General features: G+C 57.8%; 21 protein-coding genes, 1 tRNA gene and 2 pseudogenes. 14 read left to right on the top strand and 10 right to left on the bottom strand.

Going from position 1 to position 24,556, the window contains the following annotated elements:
* Positions 1–33: 33 nt before the first annotated feature.
* The 4 genes from gatA to Q363_RS10130 form a co-directional block, all read right to left on the bottom strand.
* Complete coding sequence (gene gatA, locus Q363_RS10150; protein ID WP_245632143.1) at positions 34–1,485, bottom strand: Asp-tRNA(Asn)/Glu-tRNA(Gln) amidotransferase subunit GatA; 1,452 nt, start codon at positions 1,483–1,485, stop codon at positions 34–36.
* Positions 1,486–1,563: 78 nt separating this feature from the next.
* Positions 1,564–1,890, bottom strand: a complete 327-nt coding sequence (gene gatC / locus Q363_RS10145; protein ID WP_035349679.1) for an Asp-tRNA(Asn)/Glu-tRNA(Gln) amidotransferase subunit GatC — start codon at positions 1,888–1,890, stop codon at positions 1,564–1,566.
* 351 nt (positions 1,891–2,241) lie between these two features.
* On the bottom strand, positions 2,242–3,153 hold the full coding sequence (locus Q363_RS10135) for a glycosyltransferase family 2 protein (RefSeq protein WP_211256161.1): 912 nt from the start codon (positions 3,151–3,153) through the stop codon (positions 2,242–2,244).
* Between the two features lie 94 nt (positions 3,154–3,247).
* On the bottom strand, positions 3,248–3,988 hold the full coding sequence (locus tag Q363_RS10130; protein WP_169746957.1) for a sugar transferase: 741 nt from the start codon (positions 3,986–3,988) through the stop codon (positions 3,248–3,250).
* A 336-nt stretch (positions 3,989–4,324) separates the two neighbouring features.
* Between Q363_RS10130 and rfbC the strand changes: the two genes are divergently transcribed.
* Complete coding sequence (gene rfbC / locus Q363_RS10125; RefSeq protein ID WP_035349676.1) at positions 4,325–4,888, top strand: dTDP-4-dehydrorhamnose 3,5-epimerase; 564 nt, start codon at positions 4,325–4,327, stop codon at positions 4,886–4,888.
* A gap of 82 nt (positions 4,889–4,970) precedes the next feature.
* Here rfbC and Q363_RS10120 read toward each other — a convergent pair whose 3' ends face one another.
* From Q363_RS10120 to rfbB, 5 genes are read right to left on the bottom strand one after another with little or no spacing between them, the layout of a single operon-like run.
* Positions 4,971–5,555 (bottom strand): D-glycero-alpha-D-manno-heptose-1,7-bisphosphate 7-phosphatase, encoded by a 585-nt coding sequence (locus tag Q363_RS10120; RefSeq protein WP_051978622.1) that lies wholly within the window; start codon positions 5,553–5,555, stop codon positions 4,971–4,973.
* Positions 5,552–5,989, bottom strand: a complete 438-nt coding sequence (locus Q363_RS10115) for a VOC family protein (protein WP_051978621.1) — start codon at positions 5,987–5,989, stop codon at positions 5,552–5,554. The genes Q363_RS10120 and Q363_RS10115 overlap by 4 nt, the downstream gene beginning before the upstream one ends.
* Positions 5,986–6,891: a dTDP-4-dehydrorhamnose reductase gene (gene rfbD, locus Q363_RS10110; RefSeq protein WP_035349675.1), complete on the bottom strand. Its 906-nt coding sequence runs from the start codon at positions 6,889–6,891 to the stop codon at positions 5,986–5,988. The genes Q363_RS10115 and rfbD overlap by 4 nt, the downstream gene beginning before the upstream one ends.
* 2 nt (positions 6,892–6,893) lie before the next feature.
* Positions 6,894–7,769 (bottom strand): glucose-1-phosphate thymidylyltransferase RfbA, encoded by an 876-nt coding sequence (gene rfbA / locus Q363_RS10105; protein WP_035349674.1) that lies wholly within the window; start codon positions 7,767–7,769, stop codon positions 6,894–6,896.
* Complete coding sequence (gene rfbB, locus Q363_RS10100; protein ID WP_051978620.1) at positions 7,766–8,896, bottom strand: dTDP-glucose 4,6-dehydratase; 1,131 nt, start codon at positions 8,894–8,896, stop codon at positions 7,766–7,768. The genes rfbA and rfbB overlap by 4 nt, the downstream gene beginning before the upstream one ends.
* Before the next feature lie 131 nt (positions 8,897–9,027).
* On the opposite strand from rfbB, the gene Q363_RS10095 reads away from it, so the two are divergent.
* The 6 genes and pseudogenes from Q363_RS10095 to Q363_RS46155 all read left to right on the top strand — a co-directional run bounded on the left by Q363_RS10095 (position 9,028) and on the right by Q363_RS46155 (position 14,657).
* Positions 9,028–9,249 (top strand): hypothetical protein, encoded by a 222-nt coding sequence (locus tag Q363_RS10095; RefSeq protein ID WP_035349673.1) that lies wholly within the window; start codon positions 9,028–9,030, stop codon positions 9,247–9,249.
* 113 nt (positions 9,250–9,362) lie between these two features.
* Complete coding sequence (locus Q363_RS10090) at positions 9,363–10,436, top strand: class I SAM-dependent methyltransferase (protein ID WP_035349672.1); 1,074 nt, start codon at positions 9,363–9,365, stop codon at positions 10,434–10,436.
* Between the two features lie 163 nt (positions 10,437–10,599).
* Positions 10,600–13,299, top strand: a complete 2,700-nt coding sequence (locus Q363_RS10085) for a glycoside hydrolase family 3 C-terminal domain-containing protein (RefSeq protein WP_245632142.1) — start codon at positions 10,600–10,602, stop codon at positions 13,297–13,299.
* A 39-nt stretch (positions 13,300–13,338) separates the two neighbouring features.
* A tRNA-Ile gene (locus Q363_RS10080) sits at positions 13,339–13,414 on the top strand.
* 165 nt (positions 13,415–13,579) lie between these two features.
* Positions 13,580–13,855, top strand: coding sequence for a hypothetical protein (locus tag Q363_RS42735; RefSeq protein ID WP_211256160.1), 276 nt, complete (start codon positions 13,580–13,582; stop codon positions 13,853–13,855).
* 175 nt (positions 13,856–14,030) lie between these two features.
* Positions 14,031–14,657, top strand: a pseudogene (locus tag Q363_RS46155) (site-specific integrase).
* Positions 14,658–14,998: 341 nt separating this feature from the next.
* Here Q363_RS46155 and Q363_RS10070 read toward each other — a convergent pair.
* Positions 14,999–15,190: pseudogene (locus Q363_RS10070) on the bottom strand (hypothetical protein); the annotation flags it as partial.
* Between the two features lie 242 nt (positions 15,191–15,432).
* On the opposite strand from Q363_RS10070, the gene Q363_RS10065 reads away from it, so the two are divergent.
* The 7 genes from Q363_RS10065 (at position 15,433) to Q363_RS10035 (ending at position 24,556) form a co-directional block, all read left to right on the top strand.
* Complete coding sequence (locus Q363_RS10065) at positions 15,433–17,193, top strand: right-handed parallel beta-helix repeat-containing protein (RefSeq protein ID WP_157466722.1); 1,761 nt, start codon at positions 15,433–15,435, stop codon at positions 17,191–17,193.
* Between the two features lie 282 nt (positions 17,194–17,475).
* Entirely contained in the window at positions 17,476–18,810 is a 1,335-nt protein-coding gene (locus Q363_RS10060) for a lipopolysaccharide biosynthesis protein (RefSeq protein ID WP_169746956.1), read from the top strand.
* A 304-nt stretch (positions 18,811–19,114) separates the two neighbouring features.
* Complete coding sequence (locus Q363_RS35975; protein ID WP_169746955.1) at positions 19,115–20,035, top strand: glycosyltransferase family 4 protein; 921 nt, start codon at positions 19,115–19,117, stop codon at positions 20,033–20,035.
* Positions 20,032–21,033 (top strand): GDP-mannose 4,6-dehydratase, encoded by a 1,002-nt coding sequence (locus tag Q363_RS10050; RefSeq protein ID WP_035349667.1) that lies wholly within the window; start codon positions 20,032–20,034, stop codon positions 21,031–21,033. The genes Q363_RS35975 and Q363_RS10050 overlap by 4 nt, the downstream gene beginning before the upstream one ends.
* Before the next feature lie 56 nt (positions 21,034–21,089).
* A complete protein-coding gene (locus Q363_RS10045) occupies positions 21,090–22,316 on the top strand; it encodes a GumC family protein (RefSeq protein ID WP_169746954.1) in 1,227 nt (408 codons plus the stop codon).
* Positions 22,317–22,387: 71 nt separating this feature from the next.
* Positions 22,388–23,353 carry a glycosyltransferase family protein gene (locus tag Q363_RS10040; RefSeq protein ID WP_035349666.1) on the top strand — a complete coding sequence of 322 codons (966 nt, stop codon included), beginning with the start codon at positions 22,388–22,390 and terminating at the stop codon, positions 23,351–23,353.
* A gap of 66 nt (positions 23,354–23,419) precedes the next feature.
* The gene (locus tag Q363_RS10035) at positions 23,420–24,556 is read left to right on the top strand and encodes a glycosyltransferase family 4 protein (protein WP_051978618.1); all 1,137 of its coding nucleotides are present in this window, start codon (positions 23,420–23,422) and stop codon (positions 24,554–24,556) included.

Raw genomic sequence — 24,556 nt, 5'->3', positions numbered from 1 at the left:
ACCGTCTCGTCACTATTCGACGACGGGCAATCCCTAGTTCCGTTTCTGGTTGGCCTCCACCGCCTTCGCCACTCGCAGCATCGTGCCCTCGTCGAAGTGCCGGCCCATGACCTGCACTCCTATCGGCAGTTCATCCTTCGTTACGCCGCATGGAACGCTCATCCCGCATATGCCCGCCAAGCTCGCCGCAACGGAGTAGATGTCTTCCAGATACATCTGCAGCGGGTCGTCGGTCTTCTCACCCAATTTGAACGCTGGAGTTGGCGTCACAGGAGCCACCAGCACGTCGACCTCGCCGAAGGCCGCCAGGAAATCCCGCGTAAGCAGCGTCCGAACCTGCTGCGCCTTTTTGTAGTACGCGTCGTAATATCCCGCGCTCAGCGCATAGGTCCCCAGAAGAATTCTTCGCTTCACCTCAGCGCCAAAGCCTGCGTCGCGCGTCTTGCGGTACATATCGGCCAGCGACCTGGCCTCTGCGTCGCGCAGCCCGAACCGCACGCCGTCGAACCTCGACAGGTTCGACGAGGCCTCTGCCGTCGCAATCACATAGTAGGTTGGAATCGCATACCTCGTGTGAGGGAGGCTGACTGTCTTTATCACGCAGCCGGCAGCCTTTAGCGCCTCCAAAACCCCCTCGATGGCAGCACGTATCTCCGGATCGAGACCCTCGCCGAAGTACTCTTTCGGCACCCCTACCCGCAGTCCCTCCACCGGTTGCTCTAGATCGGCCACGTACGTGCCCACCGGACGGTCCGATGAGGTAGCGTCCATTGCATCCTTTCCGGCGAGCACCTCCAGCATGATCGCCGCGTCCTTCACGTTCTTCGTCAACGGGCCCACACGATCAAGAGAAGAGGCAAACGCAATCAGCCCGTAACGGCTCACTCGCCCATAGGTCGGCAGCACGCCAACCACCCCGCAAAATGCCGCCGGCTGCCGAATCGAGCCGCCCGTATCCGTGCCGAGTGTCGCAACCGCAAGATCAGCCGCCACCGCCGCCGCTGAGCCTCCGCTCGATCCTCCCGGAACCCTGTCCAGAGCCCTCGGATTCAACACGGGCCCATATGCTGAATTCTCATTCGAGCTGCCCATCGCAAACTCGTCGCAGTTCAACTTCCCCAGCAAAACCGCGCCCGCCGCCTCCAACCTCGCGACTGAGGTCGCGTCGTAGGGAGGCCGATAATCCTTCAGAATCAGTGAACCTGCGGTCGCAGGAGCACCCCGCATCACCAACACGTCCTTGATGCCTACCGGCACGCCGGCCAAAGGCGGCAGAACTTCCCCCCGGTCTGCCATCGCGTCGATCTTCGCCGCTTGAGCCAGAGCACGGTCCCGGCTTAATGCAAGATAACTGTTAATCTTTACATCTTCCGCGGCAATGCGTTTGTAGTGCATCGCCGCCAGTTCGGTGGCGGTGGTGCGGCCAGCCGCGATAGCTTCTCGCACCTCGGCAATCGTCAGTTCAGTCAGGCTGTTTACCGTCAAGTCCCATCTCCACACATATGGTCACTCAGAGAATCCCCACAACAGTCCTCGACCGAAGCGGGGTGTAAATAAGCATGCTTATCGCTCAATCACCTTAGGAACTTTAAAAAAGCGCCCATCCGTCTCCGGTGCTCCAGCCATCACTTCGGTCCTGTTGATCGAGGGCTGCACTAAATCAACCCTCAATATCTCGCCGCAAGATTGGATCGCCCCGCCGGCAATCTCACCGACCTGTGCCATCGGCGGAACATCCGCAGTATCTAGCTCCCCAAGTTGTGCGATGTATCCCAGCACCGCATTTAAGTCGTCCTTCATCCGGGGCTCTTCCTCGGGCGTCAGCTCCAAATTGCCCAACTCCGCCACCCGGCGCACGTCCTCGATCGTTACTCCAGATTGGTCACTCATCTTTTGGCGGTTCCCTTTTCATTACAAAGTGTAGCTTGCTTACTCTGACTCCTGCGATCCGGGCCAGATCAGTCTGAAGTTGCGAACTCATTCCCTCCATCTGCTCCAGCCAGACTAGGTCGCGTACCTCGATCTGCACTAAGCCGTCGCGGTAACCCGCAACGCTGCCCTGGCCTGCCAGAGGCCCTCCGCACGCTACAAGCCAAGCTGCAGCGAGCTTATCCTCATCACAAAATCCCTGTAGACTACGCGCCAAGGAACTCTTGAGCAGCGATCGAATACCATTCACATGCCCACCTCGGAAGGTGCCCTTCCCTACATAGAGACTAAACGAAATGTATTCCGCGGGCCTTACCTCTGGTCTTCGTGCCAGAAGCTGGCATGCAAGCTGAACATTCGTTTCCACCGAATGTTCAGCTTGTTCTCGATCCGTCCAAGACGGTAGCCGATCCACTTCAAGCAAGTACGGGATAAAGCATCCGGAATAAGCCATTTGCAGTGCCCCCAGAGATAGCTCAATTCCGATCGAACAAAGCGCATCCCTTCACCGCCGGCACTGCCAAACTCTCGTCTCAACCAACCTTCACGTGCATGCAGCACACCGATGTCGAAGTAGCGCCTGAACTCCTGAGTCATCGTATAAGAGTGCGAGTGGTACACTTCCGCTTCCGCCGTGTACGCAATCTTCCAACCAGAGAGTAAAAGTTTGCCCGCGACTACCGTGTCCTCTCCAAAAATCACATGCTTGGGAAAGCCGCCCACAGCCAGCAAAGCCGTCCTGCGATAGGCAGCAAATGAGTTAGAAATGAATATCGACTTAAAGCCCAATCGCTCACGATCCGCAATCGAACGAACGACTGACTGTTGGCCATAGTTAAATAATCGAGCGTGAGCCTCAATGGGTTCGGCACCCGGCCTCGGGAGTTGACGCCCGTACGCTGCACCCACCGTCGGATCGTCAAAGGCACGAATCAACATATTGATGGCGGTTGCATCAGCCAATATTGCATCCTGCGTCAGGAAGACAACGACATCTGCGTCCGAAAGCAGTTCGATCCCAAACTGACGCGTACCTCCGTGGTTGAACTCTGCCCTTGGAATGTTTCGAATGGCGAAGCCGGCCGTTCGAGCCAATTCCGGCGTACCGTCGTGCGATGACGAATCCAGGATGAGAACCAGTCTTGGCGAGATGCAATCCGACAATATTGGTGCGAATCTTGCCCAATCGGCAGCGGCATTCAACGTCGGAACAACTGCGTACACACTTAACTTCACGGATTGCCGGACCCCAAAGGCCTATGAAGGCCCTGCCGCGTAACACTCAACGATAAATACTCGATCGCGGTTCCATCGCTTATCAGTAAGCACCATCCTGCGTCAGCACGACGGCAACGGTCTTCAGGAGAATCTTTAGATCCCGTCGCAGCGACCAGCGGTTCACATAGTCGCAGTCCAGAGCCACACGCTCGTCGTAGGTCAGCTCACTCCGCCCCGAGACCTGCCACAATCCCGTTAAACCGGGCTTCACTCTGCAGTAGCACTCGAAGGAATCCGCGTACTTCTCCACCTCGGCGGCAACAATCGGCCGCGGCCCCACCAGGCTCATGTGTCCACTCAGCACATTCCACAGCTGCGGCAGCTCATCCAGGCTGTAGCGACGCAGAAACGCTCCAATCGGCGTGATCCGCGGGTCGTTCCGCAGCTTATGAGTCTTATTCCACTCCGCGCGCGCCTCAGGATGATGCGAGAGATACTCTTCCAGCACCTCCGCCGAGTTGACACACATCGTCCGGAACTTCCACATCGAGAAGAACGCGCCGTTCTTCCGGATGCGCCGGTGCGAGTAAAAGATAGGTCCCGGCGAGCTGAGCATCACCATCACGGACACAATTCCTACGGCCAACAGCGCTAAGGGCGCCGAGGCGACGATCAGAAAGACATCGAAACACCGCTTTACCACCCTATACCGGAATAGCTCCGAGGGCAGCCGGTCCAGGCGACGTGGCCTGGCCACCGGTCTGACGATGGTCTCGCTGTACGAATAGGAATCTTCAATAGCCGCAGTACGCGACTCGGGAGATTGATATTCAGCCTGCATTGAAATCCCGTGTCTGTATAACGCTACCCTCGCCTTCTTGCGGTGGTTCTGTCATACGGGTTAGTCGTGCAGCGAATGTCGCGGCAGTGACCTCAAAGTCCAACAACCAATTCAAAAAATCGCTACTCTCTGCCCTCTCAGCTCCGTCGTCTGGGCTGATTCAACTCTTAGCTCTCAATTTCATCGACATCTGAGAAAAGAAATTTAGTCGCACAACCTCTTTATTCTACTGGGCCCTTCCCTTTTTACCACAGCACTTTCTTGGAATCCCGGGTTCAGCCCAACGCTTTACCTCTATACCAAGGTTGTGAACCTCCGCTGGGCTAAACTTTTGTGATGCAAGTTATCACTACTCCGCTGCACGATGTCAAACTGCTTCAGCCCCAACGCTTTGGCGACAGTCGCGGCTGGTTTGCCGAAGTCTTCAATGCCTCCGCCTTCGCCTCCGTCGGCCTGCCCACCAGCTTCGTTCAGGACAACCAGTCTTTCTCGGTCCGCGGAGTCCTTCGCGGCCTTCATTATCAGCTCGGCAAGCCCCAGGGAAAGCTCGTTCGCGTCCTCTCCGGCCACATCTGGGACGTCGCCGTCGACCTTCGCCGCAGCTCGCCGGACTTCGGGAAGTGGGCCGGCTTCCACCTGAAACCCCGCAACGACGCTGGCGAACTCGAGCTCCTCTGGATCCCCGAAGGCTTCGCCCACGGCTTCCTCGTGCTCTCCGAGACCGCCGAAGTCCTCTACAAGACCACAAATCCTTACTACCCCGCCGGCGAACGCTCCATTCTCTGGAATGACCCCACCCTCAACATCGCCTGGCCTCTCGACGCCCTCGACAGCCTCACCCCTTCCGTCAGCACAAAGGACGCCGCCGGCAGTCCGTTCCTCTCCGCCGACCTCCCATGAGAACGTATCGCCTAAATCTTCCCCATGAATCAAGCTCGTTACCAGATCCAGTCCCATTCTGAATCGGTTCCTGGGCGCGCCCTCAGCCGCGCTCCAGCAGCCACCGTTCAACCTCGCCCAGATCCCGAACCGCCAGGTAGCGCCCTCCACACCCCGCCCCCTCAGTCCCGGCCACCAGGAACGCCTCCCTGAGCCCCGCGCTATTCGCCGCCGCAATGTCGCTGCAACGATCCCCCACCATCACGCTATCAGCAAGCGAGACCCCGAACTCCCTCGCCGCCCGCCGCAACATCCCCGTCCCAGGCTTCCGGTCCTCATGTTCGCGCCTGTACTCCCCCACTCCATGCTCCGGGTGATACGGGCAGTGATACACCGCGTCGAGCTCCACCCCCTCAACCCGCAGCGCCCCCCGCATCCATACCATCAGAGCCTCAAAGTCTGCCTCCGTGTAGAAGCCGCGCGCAATTCCCGCCTGATTCGTCACCACCACCAGCCGGTATCCCAGCCCCATCGCCGTCCGGCACAGTGAGAAGATCCCAGGAACGAACCGCACATCCTCCACTCGGTGCAGGTAACCCACCTCGACATTCACCACGCCATCCCGGTCCAGAAACAGCGCCCGCGGCTTGATCTCTGCCCGCGGCTTGACTCCCGCCCCGCTGTTCATCCCTTCGCCTCATACACATGCTCATGCCCGAGAGCTTCGATCAGCTCCACCATGAATCTCTGCGGCGTAATCCAGAACTGCACCCTCGCTCCGTCATACGCCACCGCCGGCTTGGCCGGCCCGGCCATGATCGAGCCCCGCGCCTGCAACCGCTCCGCATCGGCATCCAGATTGGCCGTCAGGTACGCCACATGGTTCAGAATATTGACCCCGCGCTTCAGCGCCGTCGTCACCGGACTCGCCTCCCCCAGCGGAGAGATCAGCTCATAGCACGGCCCCTCCGCCGTCCGGCCAAACTGCACATATACTCCGATCCCCGAATCCTCAAACACCTGCGTCCAGCGGTCGATCCCGAACATCCCCTCCAGAAACTCCCGCCCATCGGCCATATCGGCCACTACCAGGCCGATGTGGTCAAACTTCAGCTGACTCATAGCTCCTTCATCACCTCGCGTAGCGACTCACGCCAGTCCATCATCCTCCACCCGAACCTCTCCGCCAGCTTCTCGCAGTTCAGCCGCGAGTTGGCGGGCCGCCGCGCCGGCGTCGGATACTCGGCCGTCGTGATCGCCTCAATCTCCGCCAGCCGCGCCTCCGGGTTGCGCTCCCGCGCAAGACGCACCGCCTCGCCGGCAAAGCCATGCCACGTCGTCTCCCCCGCGCCCGAGGCGTGATACACGCCGCTCCACGGGCCAAGCGCCTCACTCAAACCCCTCCCCGCCGCCGACTCCTCAACCCTTTCGATCGCCCGCGCCGTCATCCTCGCCAGGTCGCGGCTCCACGTCGGCGCGCCGTGCTGATCCGCCACAACGCGAAGCCTCTCGCGCTCCCGCGCCGCCTTCAGAATCGTCAGCAGAAAGTTCTTCCCTCGTGCTCCGTACACCCAGCTCGTCCGAAAGATCAGGTAACCAGCCCCTGACGCAGCCAGCGCCTCTTCCCCCGCCAGTTTGCTCGCGCCATACACGCTTACCGGCCGGGTCGCGTCTGTCTCCCGATAAGGCGTAATTCCAGTACCCTCAAAGACATAGTCGGTCGAGAAGTGGATCACCCCCGCCCCGATCGCACGCGCCTCCTCCCCGATCACGCGAACCGCGTCCCGGTTGATCGCGTACGCCAGCTCCGGCTCGCTCTCCGCCTTGTCCACCGCCGTGTATGCCGCCGGATTCACGATCCAGCGCGGCTCGACCGCCCGAATTCTCTCCCGAACCGACGTCGCATCGGACAGGTCCATCTCCTCGCGCCCCCGCGCCACAACCTCGCCCAGCGGCGCCAGAGACTTCGCCAGCTCCCACCCCACCTGACCCGTCGCTCCCGTCAGCAGAATCCGCTCCGTCATGCTCAGAACACCGGCTCCGACAGCAGACGCAGCAGATACTGACCGTACGTGCTCTTCCCGATCTTCGCCGCTAAGCCCTGCAGCTGCTCGGCGTCGATGTACCCCAGCCGGTACACAATCTCCTCCGGGCAGGCGATCTTCAGCCCCTGCCGCTTCTCAATCGTCTGGATAAAGGTCGACGCCTCCAGCAGCGAGTCGTGCGTTCCCGTGTCCAGCCACGCCATCCCTCGCCCCAGCACCTCGGTCCGCAACTGTCCGCGCTCCAGGTACCAGCGGTTCACATCCGTGATCTCCAGCTCACCTCGCGGCGATGGCTTCAGTCCCTCAGCCACCCCCACGACCTGCGAGTCATAGAAGTAGATCCCCGTCACCGCATAGCGCGACTTCGGCTTCGCAGGCTTCTCCTCAATCGAGATCGCCCTGCGGTTCGCGTCGAACTCCACCACGCCATAGCGCTCCGGGTCGAGCACCGGATAGGCAAACACCGTCGCGCCCTCTCTGTTTGCCGCAGCCGAGCGCAGCGTCCTCACCATATCGTGCCCATAAAATATGTTGTCGCCGAGCACCAGGCAGCATGGCCCGCCGGCAAGAAACTTCCTCCCGATCAGGAACGCCTGCGCCAGCCCGTCCGGCGACGGCTGCACCGCATACTCCAGCCGGATTCCCCACTGCTCGCCGGTTCCCAGCAGCTGCCGAAAACGCGGTGTGTCCTCCGGGGTCGAGATCACCAGGATCTCCCGTATCCCTGCCGCCAGCAGCACCGACAGCGGATAGTAGATCATTGGCTTGTCGTACACCGGCAACAGCTGCTTTGAGATCGCCTGCGTCACCGGGTGAAGCCGCGTCCCGGAGCCACCCGCGAGAATAATTCCCTTCATCGCGCACTCTCCGCGACCACGGCGGCCGCCGTGCGCGCATCATAGTTCTGCTTCACCCAGTGCTGATACGACCCGCTGGTCACGTGCTCCACCCACGCCGCGTTCCCCAGGTACCACTCCAGCGTCTTCCGCAGTCCCGTCTCGAAGCTCTCCTGCGCACGCCACCCCAGCTCGCTCTCCAGCTTCCGTGCATCGATCGCGTACCGCCGGTCATGCCCCGGCCTGTCCTCGACAAACTTCACCAACTCGAAGTGCGGCCGGAACCTCGACTCCGGCACCAACTCGTCCAGCAGCCCGCACAGCGTCGTCACCACCTCAAGATTGCTGCGCTGATTGCCTCCGCCCACGTTGTACGTCTCGCCCACGCGGCCCCGTTCGAGCACCGTCATCAATGCCCGGCAGTGATCCACCACATACAGCCAGTCGCGAACCTGCTGGCCATCCCCATACACCGGCAGATTCTTCCCCTTCAGCGCATGCGCAATCATCAGGGGAATCAGCTTCTCCGGAAACTGGTACGGCCCATAGTTGTTCGAGCAGTTCGTAATCATCGCCGGCAACCCGTACGTATGCACCCAGGCCCGCACCAGGTGATCGCTCGCCGCCTTCGACGCCGCATAGGGCGAGTTCGGCGCGTACGGCGTCTCCTCACGGAACGCCGGATCTTCCGGAGCAAGTGTCCCATATACCTCATCGGTCGAGACATGCAGGAACCGGAACCCCTCGCGCTCCTCTCCCTCAAGCGAGCCATAGTAGGTGCGCGCCGCCTGCAGCAGCGTAAACGTTCCGTCGATGTTGGTCCGCAGAAACGCCTCCGGCCCGAGAATCGACCGGTCCACGTGGCTCTCCGCGGCAAAGTGCACCACGGCGCGCGGCCTGTGCTCCTCCATCAGCCGAGCCACCAGCGCCGCATCGCAGATGTCCCCCTGCACGAACGCATAATCCGAGTTTGCCTCCACAGAGGCCAGGTTCTCCGGATTCCCGGCATAGGTCAGCTTGTCCAGGTTCACCAGCGGGCCCTTGCCCGCAGCCAGCCACTCCAGCACAAAGTTCGAGCCGATAAACCCTGCCCCGCCAGTCACAAGAATCGGGGCTCTACGATCACTCGTTGTCCGATGCGAGCTCATGCTTTTGCCAGATGCCTCCCCCCGCGCCCTTGGCGCGGCAAGCTACAGACTACCGGAGATTTCGCGCCTTTGTCTTAACAGGCAACGGCAGCCAGCCCGGCCCGCTCCAACACACAGTGAGGATTCCTTCCATGGCCCCAAAGTCGCAACCTGTTGGTACACCGGTCGATCCCAGGTCTCCCGAGACAACGCGCCACGCCATCGAGCCCTCCGGTCCCCGTGGCGACAATCCCGCCACCGCCGGCCCCGGCCCCACCTCGGTCCGCTCCGATACGCCCGAGAACGCGGAAGGACATCTCCGGCCCTCTCCCGAGGACGTTAACTCCACCCCCGGCACGACACCCGAAAAGTAGCCCCCTCCCGCTTGCCATTCCCCGACGCCGGGAGCAACATAGGTTGCACTCAACTTCGCGCCGCACCACGCCCGCTGCGCGCTACTCTCCCAGGCCCCCACAGGAGGGATCCAATGGCAACCCCAGTACCCGCAATCGACGAATCCAAACTCAACGCCTTTATGGGACAGGCCGTCCAAGACATGGGCGCCGCCATGCACGCTGCCCTCGTTGTCGTCGGCGACAAGCTCGGTCTTTACAAAGCCATGGCCGGAGCCGGCCCCCTCACCCCCGCCCAGCTCGCCCAGAAGACCAGTACCGATGAGCGCTACGTCCGCGAGTGGCTCAACGCCAACGCCGCCGGCGGCTACATCGCCTACAACCCCGCCACCAGGACCTACACCCTGCCACCGGAACAGGCCCTCGCCCTCGCCGTCGAGGACTCGCCCGCCTTCCTCCCGGGAGCCTTCCAGATGATCAGCGCCGTCATGCGCGACGCGCCCAAGATCACCGACGCCTTCCGCACTGGCCGCGGCGTCGGCTGGCACGAGCACGACGCCGAGCTCTTCCAGGGCACCGAGCGTTTCTTCCGCCCCAACTACGCCGCCAACCTCATCTCTCAATGGATTCCCTCGCTCACCGGCGTCAAGGAGCGGCTCGAATCCGGAGCCCGCGTCGCCGACGTCGGCTGCGGCCACGGCTCCTCAACCATCCTCATGGCCAAAGCCTTCCCCAAATCCACCTTCTTCGGCTTCGACTACCACCCAGCCTCCATCGAGCGGGCCCGCCAGACAGCAAAAGAAGCAGGAGTCGCCGACCACATCACCTTCGAGGTCGCCGCAGCCAAAGACTACCCTGGCAAAGACTACGACCTCATCACCTTCTTCGACTGCCTCCACGACATGGGCGACCCCGTCGGAGCCTCCGCACATGTCCGCTCCACCCTCGCGCCCAACGGCTCCTGGATGATCGTCGAGCCCTTCGCCAACGACAAGGTCGAGGACAATCTCAACCCCGTCGGCCGTGTCTACTACTCCGCCTCAACCATGATCTGCACCCCCGCCTCCCGCTCTCAGGAGGTCGGCCTCGCCCTGGGCGCGCAAGCAGGCGAAGCCCGCATGCGCGATGTAGTCCTCTCTGGGGGCTTCACCAACTTCCGCCGCGCCGCCGAGACCCCCTTCAACCTCGTCTACGAAGCCAAACCCTGAGTCCGAACACGCTCATGGCGCAGTTCGAACCTCCACCTTAAATGCGTACCCTCTCGACGCGAGTCGAGAGGGTACCATCGGTAGCCGCCCTTTTTTGTCGGAAGCTGAACGCACGCCAAATCCATCCACCCCATCTTCTGATAAATTTCGTGGGAACAAATATATGGGGTCCCGAATGAACTCTGCCTCGCTCCCGCTTCGCCGCGTCAGCCTCGCTCTCCTTTCCGCCGTTCTCCTCCACGCCCATTGCGCCGCGCAGTCCTCCGGCACCCTGCCCTACCAGAACCCCTCCCTCCCCTTCGAGCGGCGCGCAAAGGACCTCGTATCCCGCATGACCGTCGACGAGAAGGCCGCCCAGATGGTCAACACCGCGCCCGCGATCCCCCGCCTCGGCGTACCCGCCTACGACTTCTGGAGCGAGGGCCTCCACGGAATCGCACGCTCCGGCTACGCCACACTCTTCCCCCAGGCCATCGGCATGGCCGCCACCTTCGACGAGCCCCTGCTCGGCAACATCGGCGAGGTCGTCTCCGTCGAGGCCCGTGCCAAGTACAACGAGGCCGTGAAGCACGACATCCACTCGATCTACTACGGCCTCACCATCTGGTCGCCCAACATCAACATCTTCCGCGACCCGCGCTGGGGACGCGGCCAGGAGACCTACGGAGAAGACCCCTTCCTGACCGCCCGCCTCGGCGCCGCCTTCGTCAAAGGCATCCAGGGCGACGATCCCAAATACTTCCGCGCCATCGCCACTCCCAAGCACTACGCCGTCCACAGCGGCCCCGAGAGCGAGCGCCACCGCTTCAACGTCGATCCCACCCCGCACGACCTCTGGGACACCTACCTCCCCGCCTTCCGCTCCACCATCGTCGACGGGAAGGCCTACTCCATCATGTGCGCCTACAACGCCGTCAACGGCAAGCCCGCCTGCGCCAGCGACCTCCTTCTCAAAGACATCCTCCGCGGCGAGTGGAAGTTCAAGGGCTTCGTCACCTCTGACTGCGGCGCCGTCGACGACTTCTTCGAAGCCAAGGCTCACCACACCTCCCCCGACGCCTTGCACGCCTCCGCCGAAGGCGTCCTCCTCGGCACCGACACCAACTGCGGCTCCACCTACAAGAACCTCGCGAAAGCCGTGCACGACGGCCTCATTCAGGAGAGCGAGATCGACGTCTCCCTCGAACGCCTCTTCCTAGCGCGTATGCGCCTCGGCCTCTTCGATCCACCCGCGCAGATGAAGTACTCTACGCTCCCCTTCACCGAGGTCATGTCGCCCGCGCACACCGCGCTCGCGCTCCGCACCTCGCGCGAGTCCATGGTCCTGCTCAAAAACGACCGCGACACCCTGCCGCTCGCACCCACCATCAAGACCATCGCCGTCATCGGCCCCAACGCCGCCGAACTCTCCGCCCTCGAGGGCAACTACAACGCCGTCCCCAAAGATCCCGTCATGCCCATCGACGGCATTGCGCACGAGTTCCGCTCCGCGAAGGTCCTCTACGCGCAGGGCGCTCCCTACGCCGAAGGTGGCCCCATTGTCATCCCACGCACCCAGTTCCGCACCGCTTCCGGCTCCTCCACCCAGGGCCTTCACGCCGAGTACTTTGCCAACGACACCCTCACCGGCAAACCAGCCCTCACCCGCGTCGACCCGCAGATCAACTTCGACTGGAACGCCGCCTCGCCCGCGCCCGCGCTCGACCCCAAGTCCTTCTCCGTGCGCTGGAGCGGTACCATCCAGGCGCCCGCACCCGGCGACTACCCCATCACCGCCAGCCTTGCTCACTGCTACCCCTGCAATAACGCCGAGCACATCACCATCCGTCTCGACGGCAAAAACATCACCTCCTTCGCCACGAACGAGACCCAGGACCACCACAGCTCCACCACCGAGAGCTCGGTCATGCACCTCAGCGACACCAAACCGCACGCCTTCGAGGTCACCTACTCCCACAAGGCCCGCCTCTTCGGCGCAGGCCTCACCCTCAAGTGGGTCCCTCCCGTCGAGCCTCTCCGCGCTCAAGCCATGGAGATCGTCAAACAGGCAGACGCCGTGGTCGCATTCGTCGGCCTCTCGCCCGAACTCGAAGGCGAAGAGATGCGCGTCGACCTCCCCGGCTTCTCCGGCGGCGACCGCACCGACATCGCCCTGCCCGCAGCGCAGCAGCAACTCCTCGAAGCCGCCAAAGCCGCAGGCAAGCCCCTCGTCGTCGTCCTCCTCAACGGCTCCGCCCTCGCGGTCACGTGGGCACAGCAGAACGCCGACGCCATCCTCGAAGCCTGGTACCCCGGACAGGCCGGCGCCCAGGCCATCGCCGAGACCCTCAGCGGCAAAAACAACCCCGCGGGCCGCCTCCCCGTCACCTTCTACGCCGGCCTCAGCGACCTTCCGCCCTTCGAGGACTACTCGATGGCCAATCGCACCTATCGCTACTTCAAGGGCAAGCTTCTCTACGGCTTCGGCTACGGCCTCAGCTACACCACCTTCAGCTACGCGAATCTCAAGCTCAGCACCGACCACGTCTCAGCCGGCCAGCCCCTCCAGATCGAGGTCGACATCAAAAACACCGGCAACCGAGCCGGCGACGAGGTCGCCCAGCTCTACCTCACCCCGCCCCAGACCTCCGGAGCACCGCGCTACGCCCTCGCAGGCTTCCAGCGCCTCCACCTTCTCCCCGGCCAGACCCGCCGCCTCACCTACACCCTTGATGCCCGCCAGCTCTCCTTCGTCGACGAACAAGGAGTCCGCGCCGACCGCCCTGGCGACTACACCCTCTTCCTCGGAGGCTCGCAACCCGCCGAAGGCACAGGAGCAACCGCCACCTTCCACATCACAGGCACCCACGAGCTACCCCACTGAAGAAAAGCCGATACACTGAGAAAACAACCTATCCCAGTGGGGCCTGTAGCTCAACGGTTAGAGCAGGGGACTCATAATCCCTTGGTTGGGGGTTCAAATCCCTCCGGGCCCACCAAAATTTCCACCCTAATTTCGAATATAAATGCCATAATATTGAGCAAGTTACGGGAGTCGACGTTTCTTGCTAAATGACTTAGCTCGAACCCGGTAGAGTGAAATTTAGGCAGGTCGGTACAATTTCGGTACAGCGCCGGTACACCAATACTCGTAGTAGAGGGTTATGGCAACCATCGTCAAGACACCTTCAGGAACCTGGAAAGCTGTCGTCCGCAAGACAGGTTGGCCAACAACAGCAAAGACTTTCCGCACGAAACGAGATGCCGAGGACTGGTCGCGACGCACCGAAGATGAAATGGTGCGCGTTGCATTCATTCGACGGGCGACTGCGGATCGCATTACAGTAGCTGATGCTCTAACGCGGTATCTTGCCGAAGTGACACCCACTAAGCGCCCCTCCACGGCGAAGGTAGAACGCCTTCGGGAAGATCCTAATTAAGCATCTGGGCCAATACTCGCTCGCCGCACTTACCCCTGAAATTGTTGCGAAGTTCCGTGATGAAACGCTCTCGGGCGAAGATCGAAAAGACGAAAAGGGCAAGCCCACGCCACGGTCGAATGAAACAGTTCGACTGTATCTCGCCTTACTCGGGCATCTCTTTACAATCGCGATCATGGAGTGGGGTATTGGACTCCCGTCGAACCCTGTGATGAACATACGTCGACCTGCTCCATTGCCAGGCCGCAACCGCCGCCTTACTCCCGACGAAGAGAAGCGCCTACTAGCCGCTGTCGATGAACACACCAACCCAATGCTGCGTTGGATCGTTCGGATCGCTCTTGAAACAGGAATGCGAGCGTCTGAGATCTTGACTCTTCGGCGAATGCAGATCGATCTCAAGAGGCGCAACGTGAGCTTGCTAGAGACGAAAAACACCACCCCACGTACTGTGCCACTCAGCGTGACGGCAGTCGACCTTTTTCGCGATGCAATGAATCACCCCTGCTCGCCCCATTGATACCGACCTGATCTTTTATGGAGAACCGGGCAAAGATGGGAAGAGGCGACCTTACCAATTCAATCCAGTATGCTCAAGATCAAACGCAAACAGGGCTTAGCCGACGTTCGCTTCCATGACCTTCGCCACGAGGTCGTCAGTCGCTTCGTTGAAGCTGGCTTCTCCGATCAAGAGGTGTCTGCCATCAGCGGACATAAAAGCGTGCAAATGTTGAAACGTTACACGCACTTGAGAGCTGAGGACCTTGTAGGCCGGCTGGACCAGATGCCCGTGCGCAAATAAGGTTTAAGGAAGAATCAGCGCCAGGACCAACGTCTGACCAGATAATCGAATACTTCGTTGTCAATGGAAGCATGTAGCTGCTTCTTTAGCGCCACTACGCGCTCTCCCTGAGCGCGGCTCAGGCGACCTGTGTACCGAACGACGTTGGGCGATTTCGGCCGCGGCATGGATGGCCCATAACGCAATGTACATTTCCATAGAACTGTGACGCACACGGACCTTCTAATAGTGCATGGGTGCGTCAACCTAAAACGCACAACGCAAATCAGATAGAAAGAGCAAAACCTTCAAAGTGCGTCTGCGCTTTATGTTCCGCTACTGGATTTTCGTAGAAAGACGGCAAAGTACACGCGCAGCATGATCGCAAGGCCCACAGGACGGCGACCGTTGCCCGCCTTCGGCGCCCAAGGAACAACCTCGTTCATCTCGTCGAGAAACTGCTCCCGCTTGCTCTTGCGGCCGTACTTCTCGAAGCCCGTCTGGGCCGCCAATGTCTGCGAAAATGCGCCTTCCGCTTCATCCTTCCATTTTATGCAGGCAGGCCGCGAGGCGGGAACTTGTGCAGAGGTTCCCTATGTTGATGGCTTTTCTCCTCCCACAATGGCCCTTCGCGATTTCGACGTCAGGCCTAAACCGGTACACCAGCCGTACACCCGTCAGCTTTTCTTGCTTGCGGCAAACTGCTCTAAATTACGGTAATCCGGGGATCATCCGTCTGGGTATCCTAAATCATCCCCTACACCTACATCGGCAAACAGGTAAGAATTGATCTGACATGAGAAAAGACAGAAGAAATTTCCTATCTAACACGACGCGAATGGCTGCTGGCGTAATGTTGCTTCCCAATAGTTTTAGAGTAAGCAGGAAGATGGAAACCCGCTTCGTCCCATTAAGAGCGGTTGGTACCACATATTACGTGGATACTGCTGGTAGCAACCAAAATAGTGGCACATCAATGTCAGAACCTTGGGAAAACTTTAAGAACATCAACGCAAAGACCTTCGCCCCGGGCGACTCTATTCTGCTCAAACGCGGTTGCGTCTGGCACGAGGAACTGAAGATCAATGGCGTCGGAACTCCCGAGCAGTTCATTACTCTCGCCACATATGGGGTTGGAGATAGGCCAAAGATACAACGAGACGGCAAGCCTTCAGATAGGTGCATGCGGCTCAACAACTCATCTTACATCAAGGTATCTAGCATCGAGGTAAGCAACGGCGGCGCGGGCATAGTGCTTTTCTACGATCACTCCTACAACAACCGATCAGTTTATTTTGACGATATCGTGGCGCATGACTTTATGGGACTTCCACATGGAGGGCAGTCGGATCGCGTAAGTTGGTCTTACGGGATAGGCGTGACTGGTGTAGAGGACACGGCTAATAATCAGACTCGCGTCTTGTCTAATCTCAGGATCACAAATACTGAGGTCTACAACACCGGCGCAGGAATTGCCCTTGACTGGGGTAATCACTTCTGCGTTGACGGGAGCCTTGCACTCAACAATAAGTTCGGTGATGTCTATATGGAGCACTTGAACCTGCATGACAATACTGTTGACCCTGTATCCTTTGCCAGCCTGTTCCTCACAAGTGTCACTGGATGCACGATAAGAAATTCCACGATCGATAAAGGGTGCAAATACGCCGCGACAGGAACTTCAGCATTGCAGATCATGTACTCGAAAAATGTAACTCTGCAAAAAGTAAAGATAAAGAACACGCCGTTCAACCCCTGTCCCGATAACTCCGCTGTCGACTTCGAGTGTCGTAACGAGAACATAGTAGTTGACAGTTGTAGCTTCGAAAATAATGCCGGACCGGCAATCGAGATCTTAGCTACCCCAAACAACGCCGATCCCTACACACGTAATTTTGTAATTAGCAACAGCACCTTCATAGGAAACAATTGGGCTCGCAAACTAGGACAGTATCAAATCTTAGTTCCCAACTGGCAACACGGTAATTGCCCAACTGGAAAGATATCTGACAATAGATACAGTAACGCGCCGAACACGCGGTTTTTTGGCGGAGACGGTAATACGACTCAGATCACATTGAGCGGCAACAAAAATATCGGGCAGCCCGAATCAGAAGCAACAGCCACTAAATCCTGGAAGTTCGGTACCGAAGGCAACCTCGAAGGTTGGCGAATTGGGAAGGGGATAAGCAAACTTCAGGTTAGCAGCGGCCGCCTCGAAGGAACCATAGATGGCGTCGATCCCAGTATCTTGTCCCCTGAAGGGTTAGGGATACCCATCTCGGCGAAAACATTCGTCAGGATCGTGATGAAAAATGCAACCAAGGGAGCATTCGGGCAAATTTACTTCATGACGGATGCCGACTTGATCTGGAACGAGGGCAAGCATCGAGACTTTTGGTTGTATCCAGAGGAAGGAGGGTACAAGACGTATGATCTCGACATGTCTTTAGTGGCGGGGTGGACCGGCATCTTGGAAATGTTGCGGGTGGATCCGGAGGAGGGTGTCTCGAAGGGGACGTTCAGCATCGAGAGAATCGAAATTCTTAGAGGTTAGGGTGCCGTATGGTAGGAATGCTCGACAGCTCCATGGCATTATCAAAATTTGCTGAACAACATGGCTCGCATAGTATTCTGGAAGCTGCAGCGCACCAATGATAGCCATCTTCAGGCAGGTCCTAATCCGCAGTACAACTTTCAGCGAAGTAATATCCTAATGATACGTGGACACCTCTTCAGGGGGCTTGCCGTGCGAAGCATTCACGAAAGCGCGCTGGACGATGCAACAATCCGCGCAGCTCACCGCAACCGCCGTACTGCCCTCTCAGGGAGTGCCTCGATGCTGGCACGGCTGGTCCAGATCGGGAGTTCGCTGGTCACCGTTCCGCTAACCCTCAAATATCTCGGGAACGAGCGTTTTGGATTGTGGATGACCATCAGCTCTGTTCTTGCCATGGCTGCATTCGCTGACTTCGGCGTCGGTAATGGAGTCATGAACTCAGTGGCCACGGCCTTTGGCCGTGATGACATTCTGGGAATCCGCAAAGCAATTTCGAGCGGGATGGCGGTTCTCAGCGTCATTGCGGCCTCGACTCTGACCTTCTTCCTGATGGTTTACCCGTTTGTAAATTGGGCTCATGTATTTCGAGTCACTTCGCCACAGGCCATGGCGGAGGCGGGTCCGGCGCTGCTCGTCTTCGCGAGCTGCTTTGCATTGAATATCGCACTCGACGTTGTGCAGCGCGTTCAATTAGGAATTCAGCAGGGCTATCGCTATGGTTTGTGGCAGATGTGCGGAAGCATGACCGGCCTACTGGCAGTCCTTTTAGGCGTTCAGATGCATGCGAGCCTTCCGGAACTGGTCGCTGCTCTCGCCGGGGCACCTGTTGTTTCGACGCTACTGAACGCTGTTCATTTCTTCGGCTTTTCCCGGCCAGATTTACGACCAGCCCACGACCTGGTGTCTCGAGAAACGATCTCACAGATTGCGCGGCTGGGTGCACTTTTTTTTGTGCTTCAGGTTGTGGTTTCTTTTGCTTATTCAGCAGATAACTTCATTATCGCCCACACGTTGGGTGCTGTGAACGTAACCGAATATGCCATTCCGCAGCGCATGTTTGCGCTTGTCTCTATGATGAGCGGGATGCTGCTAACTCCATTGTGGCCTGCATATGGTGAGGCGATATCGCGAGGAGACATGGGTTGGGTGCGACGTACCCTACGTAGGTCGCTGACACTTGTTCTTGGCGCTTCGATCGGCTCTGCGGTTATCCTTCTCCTTCTGTCGCACCAGCTGATCTATTGGTGGGTAGGATCAAGGATCCAACCTCCCTTCGCCTTATTACTCGGCATGGCGATCTGGTCGATTATGGATTGTTGTGGAAATGCGATTGCAATGTTCCTGAATGGCGCATCAGTCATCAAATTTCAAATAATCGTCGCCTTAATGTTCGGGGTTGGTTGCGTCGCTTCAAAGCTTATATTCGTTCGATATTTCGGGCTTGTCGCTGTACCCTGGTCGACTATCATCAGTTACGGCTTACTCAATATGCTGCCATGCCTGTTTTTTGTTCCGAAGGCGATGAGAGGCCTTGAATTGAAGTCTCCCGCGCTCTCTATCGTCGAGGCAATCACATTCCCGCTTGCCGCCCTGCACGAGGGCGAGGAAGCATAATGACGAGTATATGGGTAAGTTGAAGATTGCAATTGATTTCAGGATCGAGGATCCGCGCCAGGGAGTCGGAACAGCTGTGCTGGCACTCGCACACGGGTTGAGTCGCCTCGAGGGTAAGAACCAGGAGTATCTCTTTGTTGTATATGACCATTCAGTCGAATGGTTGAGGCCCCATGTCTTCGGACCCTGCTCCATTGTCAGTGCTCCGAGCTCCAATGGTTCGACGTCAGGAACCCTAAAGAAGGCGCTTAGAAGCATTCCCCTCCTTCGCAAGCTCTACACCAAAGTACGCTCGAACGCATCGATGATTCCGATCAGCGATGGCCTTGTAGAGTCAATGGGGTGTGACGTGGTTCACTTCCCCTGCCAAGAGGCCTATCTGACCAAAGTGCCGAGCATCTATCAGCCTTGGGATCTTCAGCACTGTCACTTGCCACAGTTTTTCTCCCAAGAGGATCTTCGCTTACGACAAGTTCGTTATCCCGCCTTCTGCAAACAGGCCCATTCAGTGTGCGTCCAGACGGAGTGGGGGAAAAAGGACCTAGTCGAGCAGTACCACATACCTCCTGAAAAGATTGACGTCATCCGCTGGGGCTCTGCGTTTGAAGCATATTCCAACCCTCTTAAGACGGAGGTACAGCAGGTCCAACGGGAGCTTGGCCTGCCTGCCACTTTCCTCGTCTATCCCGCAATCACTTGGCCGCACAAAAATCATGAGTTGATTCTTCGAGGATTGGCGTGGATGAAGCAACACCACGGCACCGCCGTGGATGTAGTTTTTACCGGAGCGACAAACTCTTACCGGGACACGCTCCAGAAGCTCGCCATGGACTTGGAAGTGGCCCAGCACATCCACTTCCTCGGCTTCGTCACTGACAAGCAGATTCAGGCGATCTTTCGTCTCGCCACAGCCATGGTTTTTCCAAGCAAATTCGAAGGCCTTGGGTTGCCTATCATCGAAGCCTTCCGCGTGGGACTCCCTGTCGCTTGTTCCTCCGCAACTGTTCTCCCGGAGGTTGGTGGGGATGCAGCTCTTTTCTTCGACCCAAACTCTCCCGAGGAGTTCGGTCAAAGCATTGAGCGTCTGCTGAGCTCTGAAGAACTGAGATTGACGATGGTTGCGCGAGGATATCGCGCATTGGAACGCTATTCCGCCGACGCGGCGGCGCTGGAGTTCGTCGAGCTTTACCAACGAGTAGCACAAGAAGCTAGGGAGCATCTTTGAGCAAACGCGCAATTATTTGTGGGATTTCGGGGCAGGATGGCACCTATCTTGCCAAGCTGTTGCTCGACAAAGGGTATGACGTCTGGGGTACCTCCAGAGATGCGGAGATGACTTCATTTCCGAACCTTCAGCGTCTGTCGATCAAACAAGATATACGGCTGAGCTCGCTGAACCTGCGCGATGTAGGTGGAATAATCAGCTTGATCGGCCGTGTGCGACCCGACGAAATCTACAACTTGGCAGCCCAGAGTTCCGTAGGACTCTCGTTTGATCAACCTTTCGAAACAATCGAGAGCATCGTTCTCGGCGGGTTAAATCTACTGGAGGCAATCAGGGTTTCCGGTCATACGACACGGTTGTATAACGCCGGCTCGACGGAATGCTTTGGAGATACGGGACTCACTCCAGCAAATGAAAGTTCACAGTTCAACCCATGCAGTCCATACGCCGTCGCTAAATCGGCAGCACATTGGACGGTGGCAAATTATCGTCAGGCATATGGGATGTTTGCCTGTACCGGTATTCTGTCGAATCACGACTCGCCACTGCGACCGAAGCGCTTTGTAACCAGAAAGATCATTCGTTCGGTTGCGGAAACGGCGTCAGGAAGTCAGAGTAGGCTGTCGCTCGGCAATCTAAACATTGAACGCGATTGGGGTTGGGCACCCGACTATGTCGATGCTATCTGGCGTATTTTGCAAAGCGAGGTACCGGAGGACTTCATTATTGCAACCGGAATCACTTCGACATTGCAGGATTTCATTGCGACGGCGTACAAGTATATTGGCAAGGACTGGCGCGAGTTTGTCTCGATCGATCCAGGCCTCCTGCGACCCGCAGATATCATCCATAGCAGGGTAAGCCCTGCCAAGGCGGCCGAACGGCTAGGCTGGCGAGCCACATACGAGATGACAGATGTGGTCCGAATGATGATCGAGGATGAACTGCGCCATCTAAGTGCAGAAGCCAGCGAGAGTTGGCCCAGCTCCCGCGTGTAGCTTAGGCCCTGGATCTCAAATCGAACGTCGCTCCTTGATGCGTTATCATGACAAGGATGGCCACTCTTCACCCACCAGAAACTGCCCTTGAACGAGCTGCGGAGGAAGGTAGACAGGAAACACCTGCTCTCGACATACTGCTCGTTCTGGCGAGGGATCGTCGTCGGATAATTGCCGTCACCCTGATCGCTCTGCTTGTTGGGACATTGATCGCATTCGCCATGAAGCCTAGCTTTACCGCCGTGGCAATCATCCTCCCGCCGCAGACTCCACAATCGAGCGCTTCCCTGCTGGCTGGTCAGCTAAGTGCTCTAGGAGCCTTCGGAGGCGGCGCAAGCAGCTTGCTCAGAAACCCCGCGGACATGTACGTAGGAATCCTGCAAAGCCGAACTATCGCTGACCATCTAATTGCCAAATTCCAACTGCAGTCGCTCTGGAAACTGAAGAGGTCGGAAGACACACGCAAAAAGTTGGCGAAGCAAGCGATATTCGAAGTTGCGAAGAACGGTTTGATCAGCATTAGCGTCAAGGACCATGATCCCCGGCGCGCGAGTGACCTTGCGAATGCCTTCGTCGATGAGTTGTACGCCATGAATTCGAAGCTCGCGATCACCGAAGCGAGTCAACGACGGCTCTTCTTCGATCAGCGGTTGGCGGAGGAAAAAAGCGCACTCGCCGCGGCAGAAGACGATCTCAGGAAAACGCAGGAAAAAACCGGCTTGATCACGGTCTCCGGTCAGGCAGAGATGGCTATTCGCAGTATCGCACAGACCCAGGCGCAGATTTCCAGTCGCTTGGTAGAACTGCAGGCGATGCGTGCCTACGCCACGGATGAGAATCCCAGCGTCTACACTATACAACGCGAGATCGATGCACTGCGCCAGCAATTGAGTAAGCAGCAAGACGATCAGAAGAAAATGGCGCCCGGCGACACACTGGTTCCGGCGGGAAAAGTTCCCGAAGGGAGTCTGGAGTATGCGCGAAAACTACGCGAAGTTAAGTATCACGACACCCTCTTCGAGCTACTCTCACGACAATATGAAGCAGCCCGCATTGATGAAGCGAAGTCTGCGCCGATCATCCAGGTGGTCGATCGGGCGGTACCACCGGATAGAAAATCCGGTCCGTCACGTCTGCTCCTGATGATAGGCAGCGCGGTTCTTGGATTTTGCTGTGCCTGCCTTTGGGTCTATCTGCGCGCAGCCATCGCTCGTATGCGCAAAGTTCCAGAGTTGTCGATCAAGCTTGATCGACTGCGGGAGGCTGTCCGGTTACGTTGGTAGGGTCGTCCGAAACATCCCGGGGGCCGAATGATATGAGGACCATACCGAGACCCAAGTAGACTGAAGGTCTGATGCAAGAATCGATAAGCAACTCTATTCAACCGGAAGTAAAGCTGCTTGCAGTGATCGTTGTTTTTAAGATCCGGCCTGATGCATCCTCGAGTCTACTCACCTTGCTTGCTGCGGCACGGCAAGCTGCAAACTCGAAATTGAAGCTCGCAGTTATCATCCAGGACAACACACCCGGGGGGCAGGAAACGGGAGATCTTCCCGAAGATGTCCGATACCAGGCAGCACCACACAATCCGGGTTTGGCGCAAGCGTATAACTCAGCCCTCCAGATAGCCGAGGTGGAGGGCTACGATTGGCTATTGACCCTGGATCAAGACACGTCGGTTCCCATAAACTTTCTCGAACGAATCAGCGAGATTGCGGCAGAGCAAGCGGCACACCCTGAAGTCGGAGCAATTGTTCCCAAAGTCGTTGGAGACGGGCGTACTCTCTCGCCGTTTAGGTTGGCAGGGGGAGCGTTGCCGCGCTGGTATGCTAACAATTTCGTTGGAACAGCCTCGGGTCCGACTTACGCAGTCAACTCGGCCTCGACCGTGCGCGTGGCTGCGCTCAGACAGATTGGCGGCTACGATCCATTTTTTCCCCTCGATATCAGCGATCTCAACATGTTTCATAAACTCGCAAACAGCGGAAAGAAGGTCTTTATCGCCGGAGATGTGATCGTTCACCATGAGCTTGCTCTCCTGCGTAAAGAGGAGAGAATGAGCGTCGAACGATATCGGGCGGGGCTGCTGGATGAGTGCGCCTTTTGGGATATGAAACTTGGATCCCTGGCGAGGCTTGAACGCATCGTTCGCCTTACAGGGAGAGCCTTCAAGGATCTCCTCGATCCCCAAAAATCTCAATATCTGTCGGTGACGCTTAGTGAGATGAAACGACGCCTTTTCACATCACGCCGAAGAAGAATCGACGGTTGGAGGGAGTGGTCTAACGATCGAGCCGGGCTCTCAGAAAGACGATCGTAAAGACGCATACCTCAGGACCGCAAAGAAATTGTATTGCAACATAGTTATACCCCGTGTAACGAGTCTATGAACGTATTGATCAACGCGACAGTGATTGCTCGGAAAAGAGCCGGCGTCGGCGTTTATGCGGAGAATTTAATTCGGGAATTGGTGTCTGCCAAACGCGATGCGCACCTGTTTATTCTGGCTCTGAGCGACGATGAGGATTTGGATTATAGCGACCATTCAAACGTAACAATGATCTGGGCACCAGCGAAGATCTTCCGAATACTTCCTCTTCGATTCGTACTCCTTGAGCAGCTCATTTTGCCCTTCCTCTTATGGAAGCACAAAATTGATGTGGTGCACTCCTTGCATTACTCATTTCCACTCATCCGATTTACCTCTAAAACAGTGGTCACTATCCACGACATGACCTTCTTTTCCATGCCGGAAGTGCATGTTCCTCTGAAGACCTTCATCTTTCGGCGCTTCATCAAGGCATCCGCGCGGTGGGTGGACAGTCTGATCTTTGTGTCTCGTTCGGCAGAACATGATTATCGAGAAAGATTCGGTCAACCTCGCGGATCCACTTCGGTGATCCACCATGGCAAAAGCGATTTGTTTGTTCCGTCTACCGATCCCACGCTTATTGCGGATCTACTTTCCAGATATTCACTGCCAGCAAGTTTCATTTTGTTTGTCGGCACAATCGAGCCACGAAAGAATTTATTGAGACTCGTCAATGCGTTCGCAACGATCGCTGCAAGCAACTCCAACACCAGTCTTGTGGTCGCAGGCATGAAGGGGTGGCTCTATGATGAGATATTCGAAAATGTTCGCCGTCTGAATCTTGAGTCTCGGGTACTCTTCACCGGCTTTGTTGCCGAACGAGATAAGCCTACCCTGCTCGCTGCTGCGGCCGTGTTTGCGTACCCTTCACTTTATGAGGGGTTTGGAATACCCGTCCTGGAGGCTCTTGCCTGTGGAACGCCCACAGTCACCAGCAATACTTCCTCCTTACCCGAGGTCGCTGGAACAGCAGCATTGATGGTAGACCCCCATAATACGAAGGAGATAGCGGCTGCTCTGGATCGGCTCCTGAATGATCAGACACTTAGAGCAGCCCTGCGCGAAGCCTCCCTGCATCAGGCCGCCAAGTTTACTTGGCCTAAAGCAGCCCAACAGACTCTGGATGTCTACAAATCCGCACTCCAGAGTTAG

This window comes from Edaphobacter aggregans DSM 19364 (genome assembly GCF_000745965.1).
Lineage (GTDB): Bacteria > Acidobacteriota > Terriglobia > Terriglobales > Acidobacteriaceae > Edaphobacter > Edaphobacter aggregans.
Note: the sequence above shows the minus strand (reverse complement) of the source record. Positions and strands in the feature narration are given on the sequence as shown.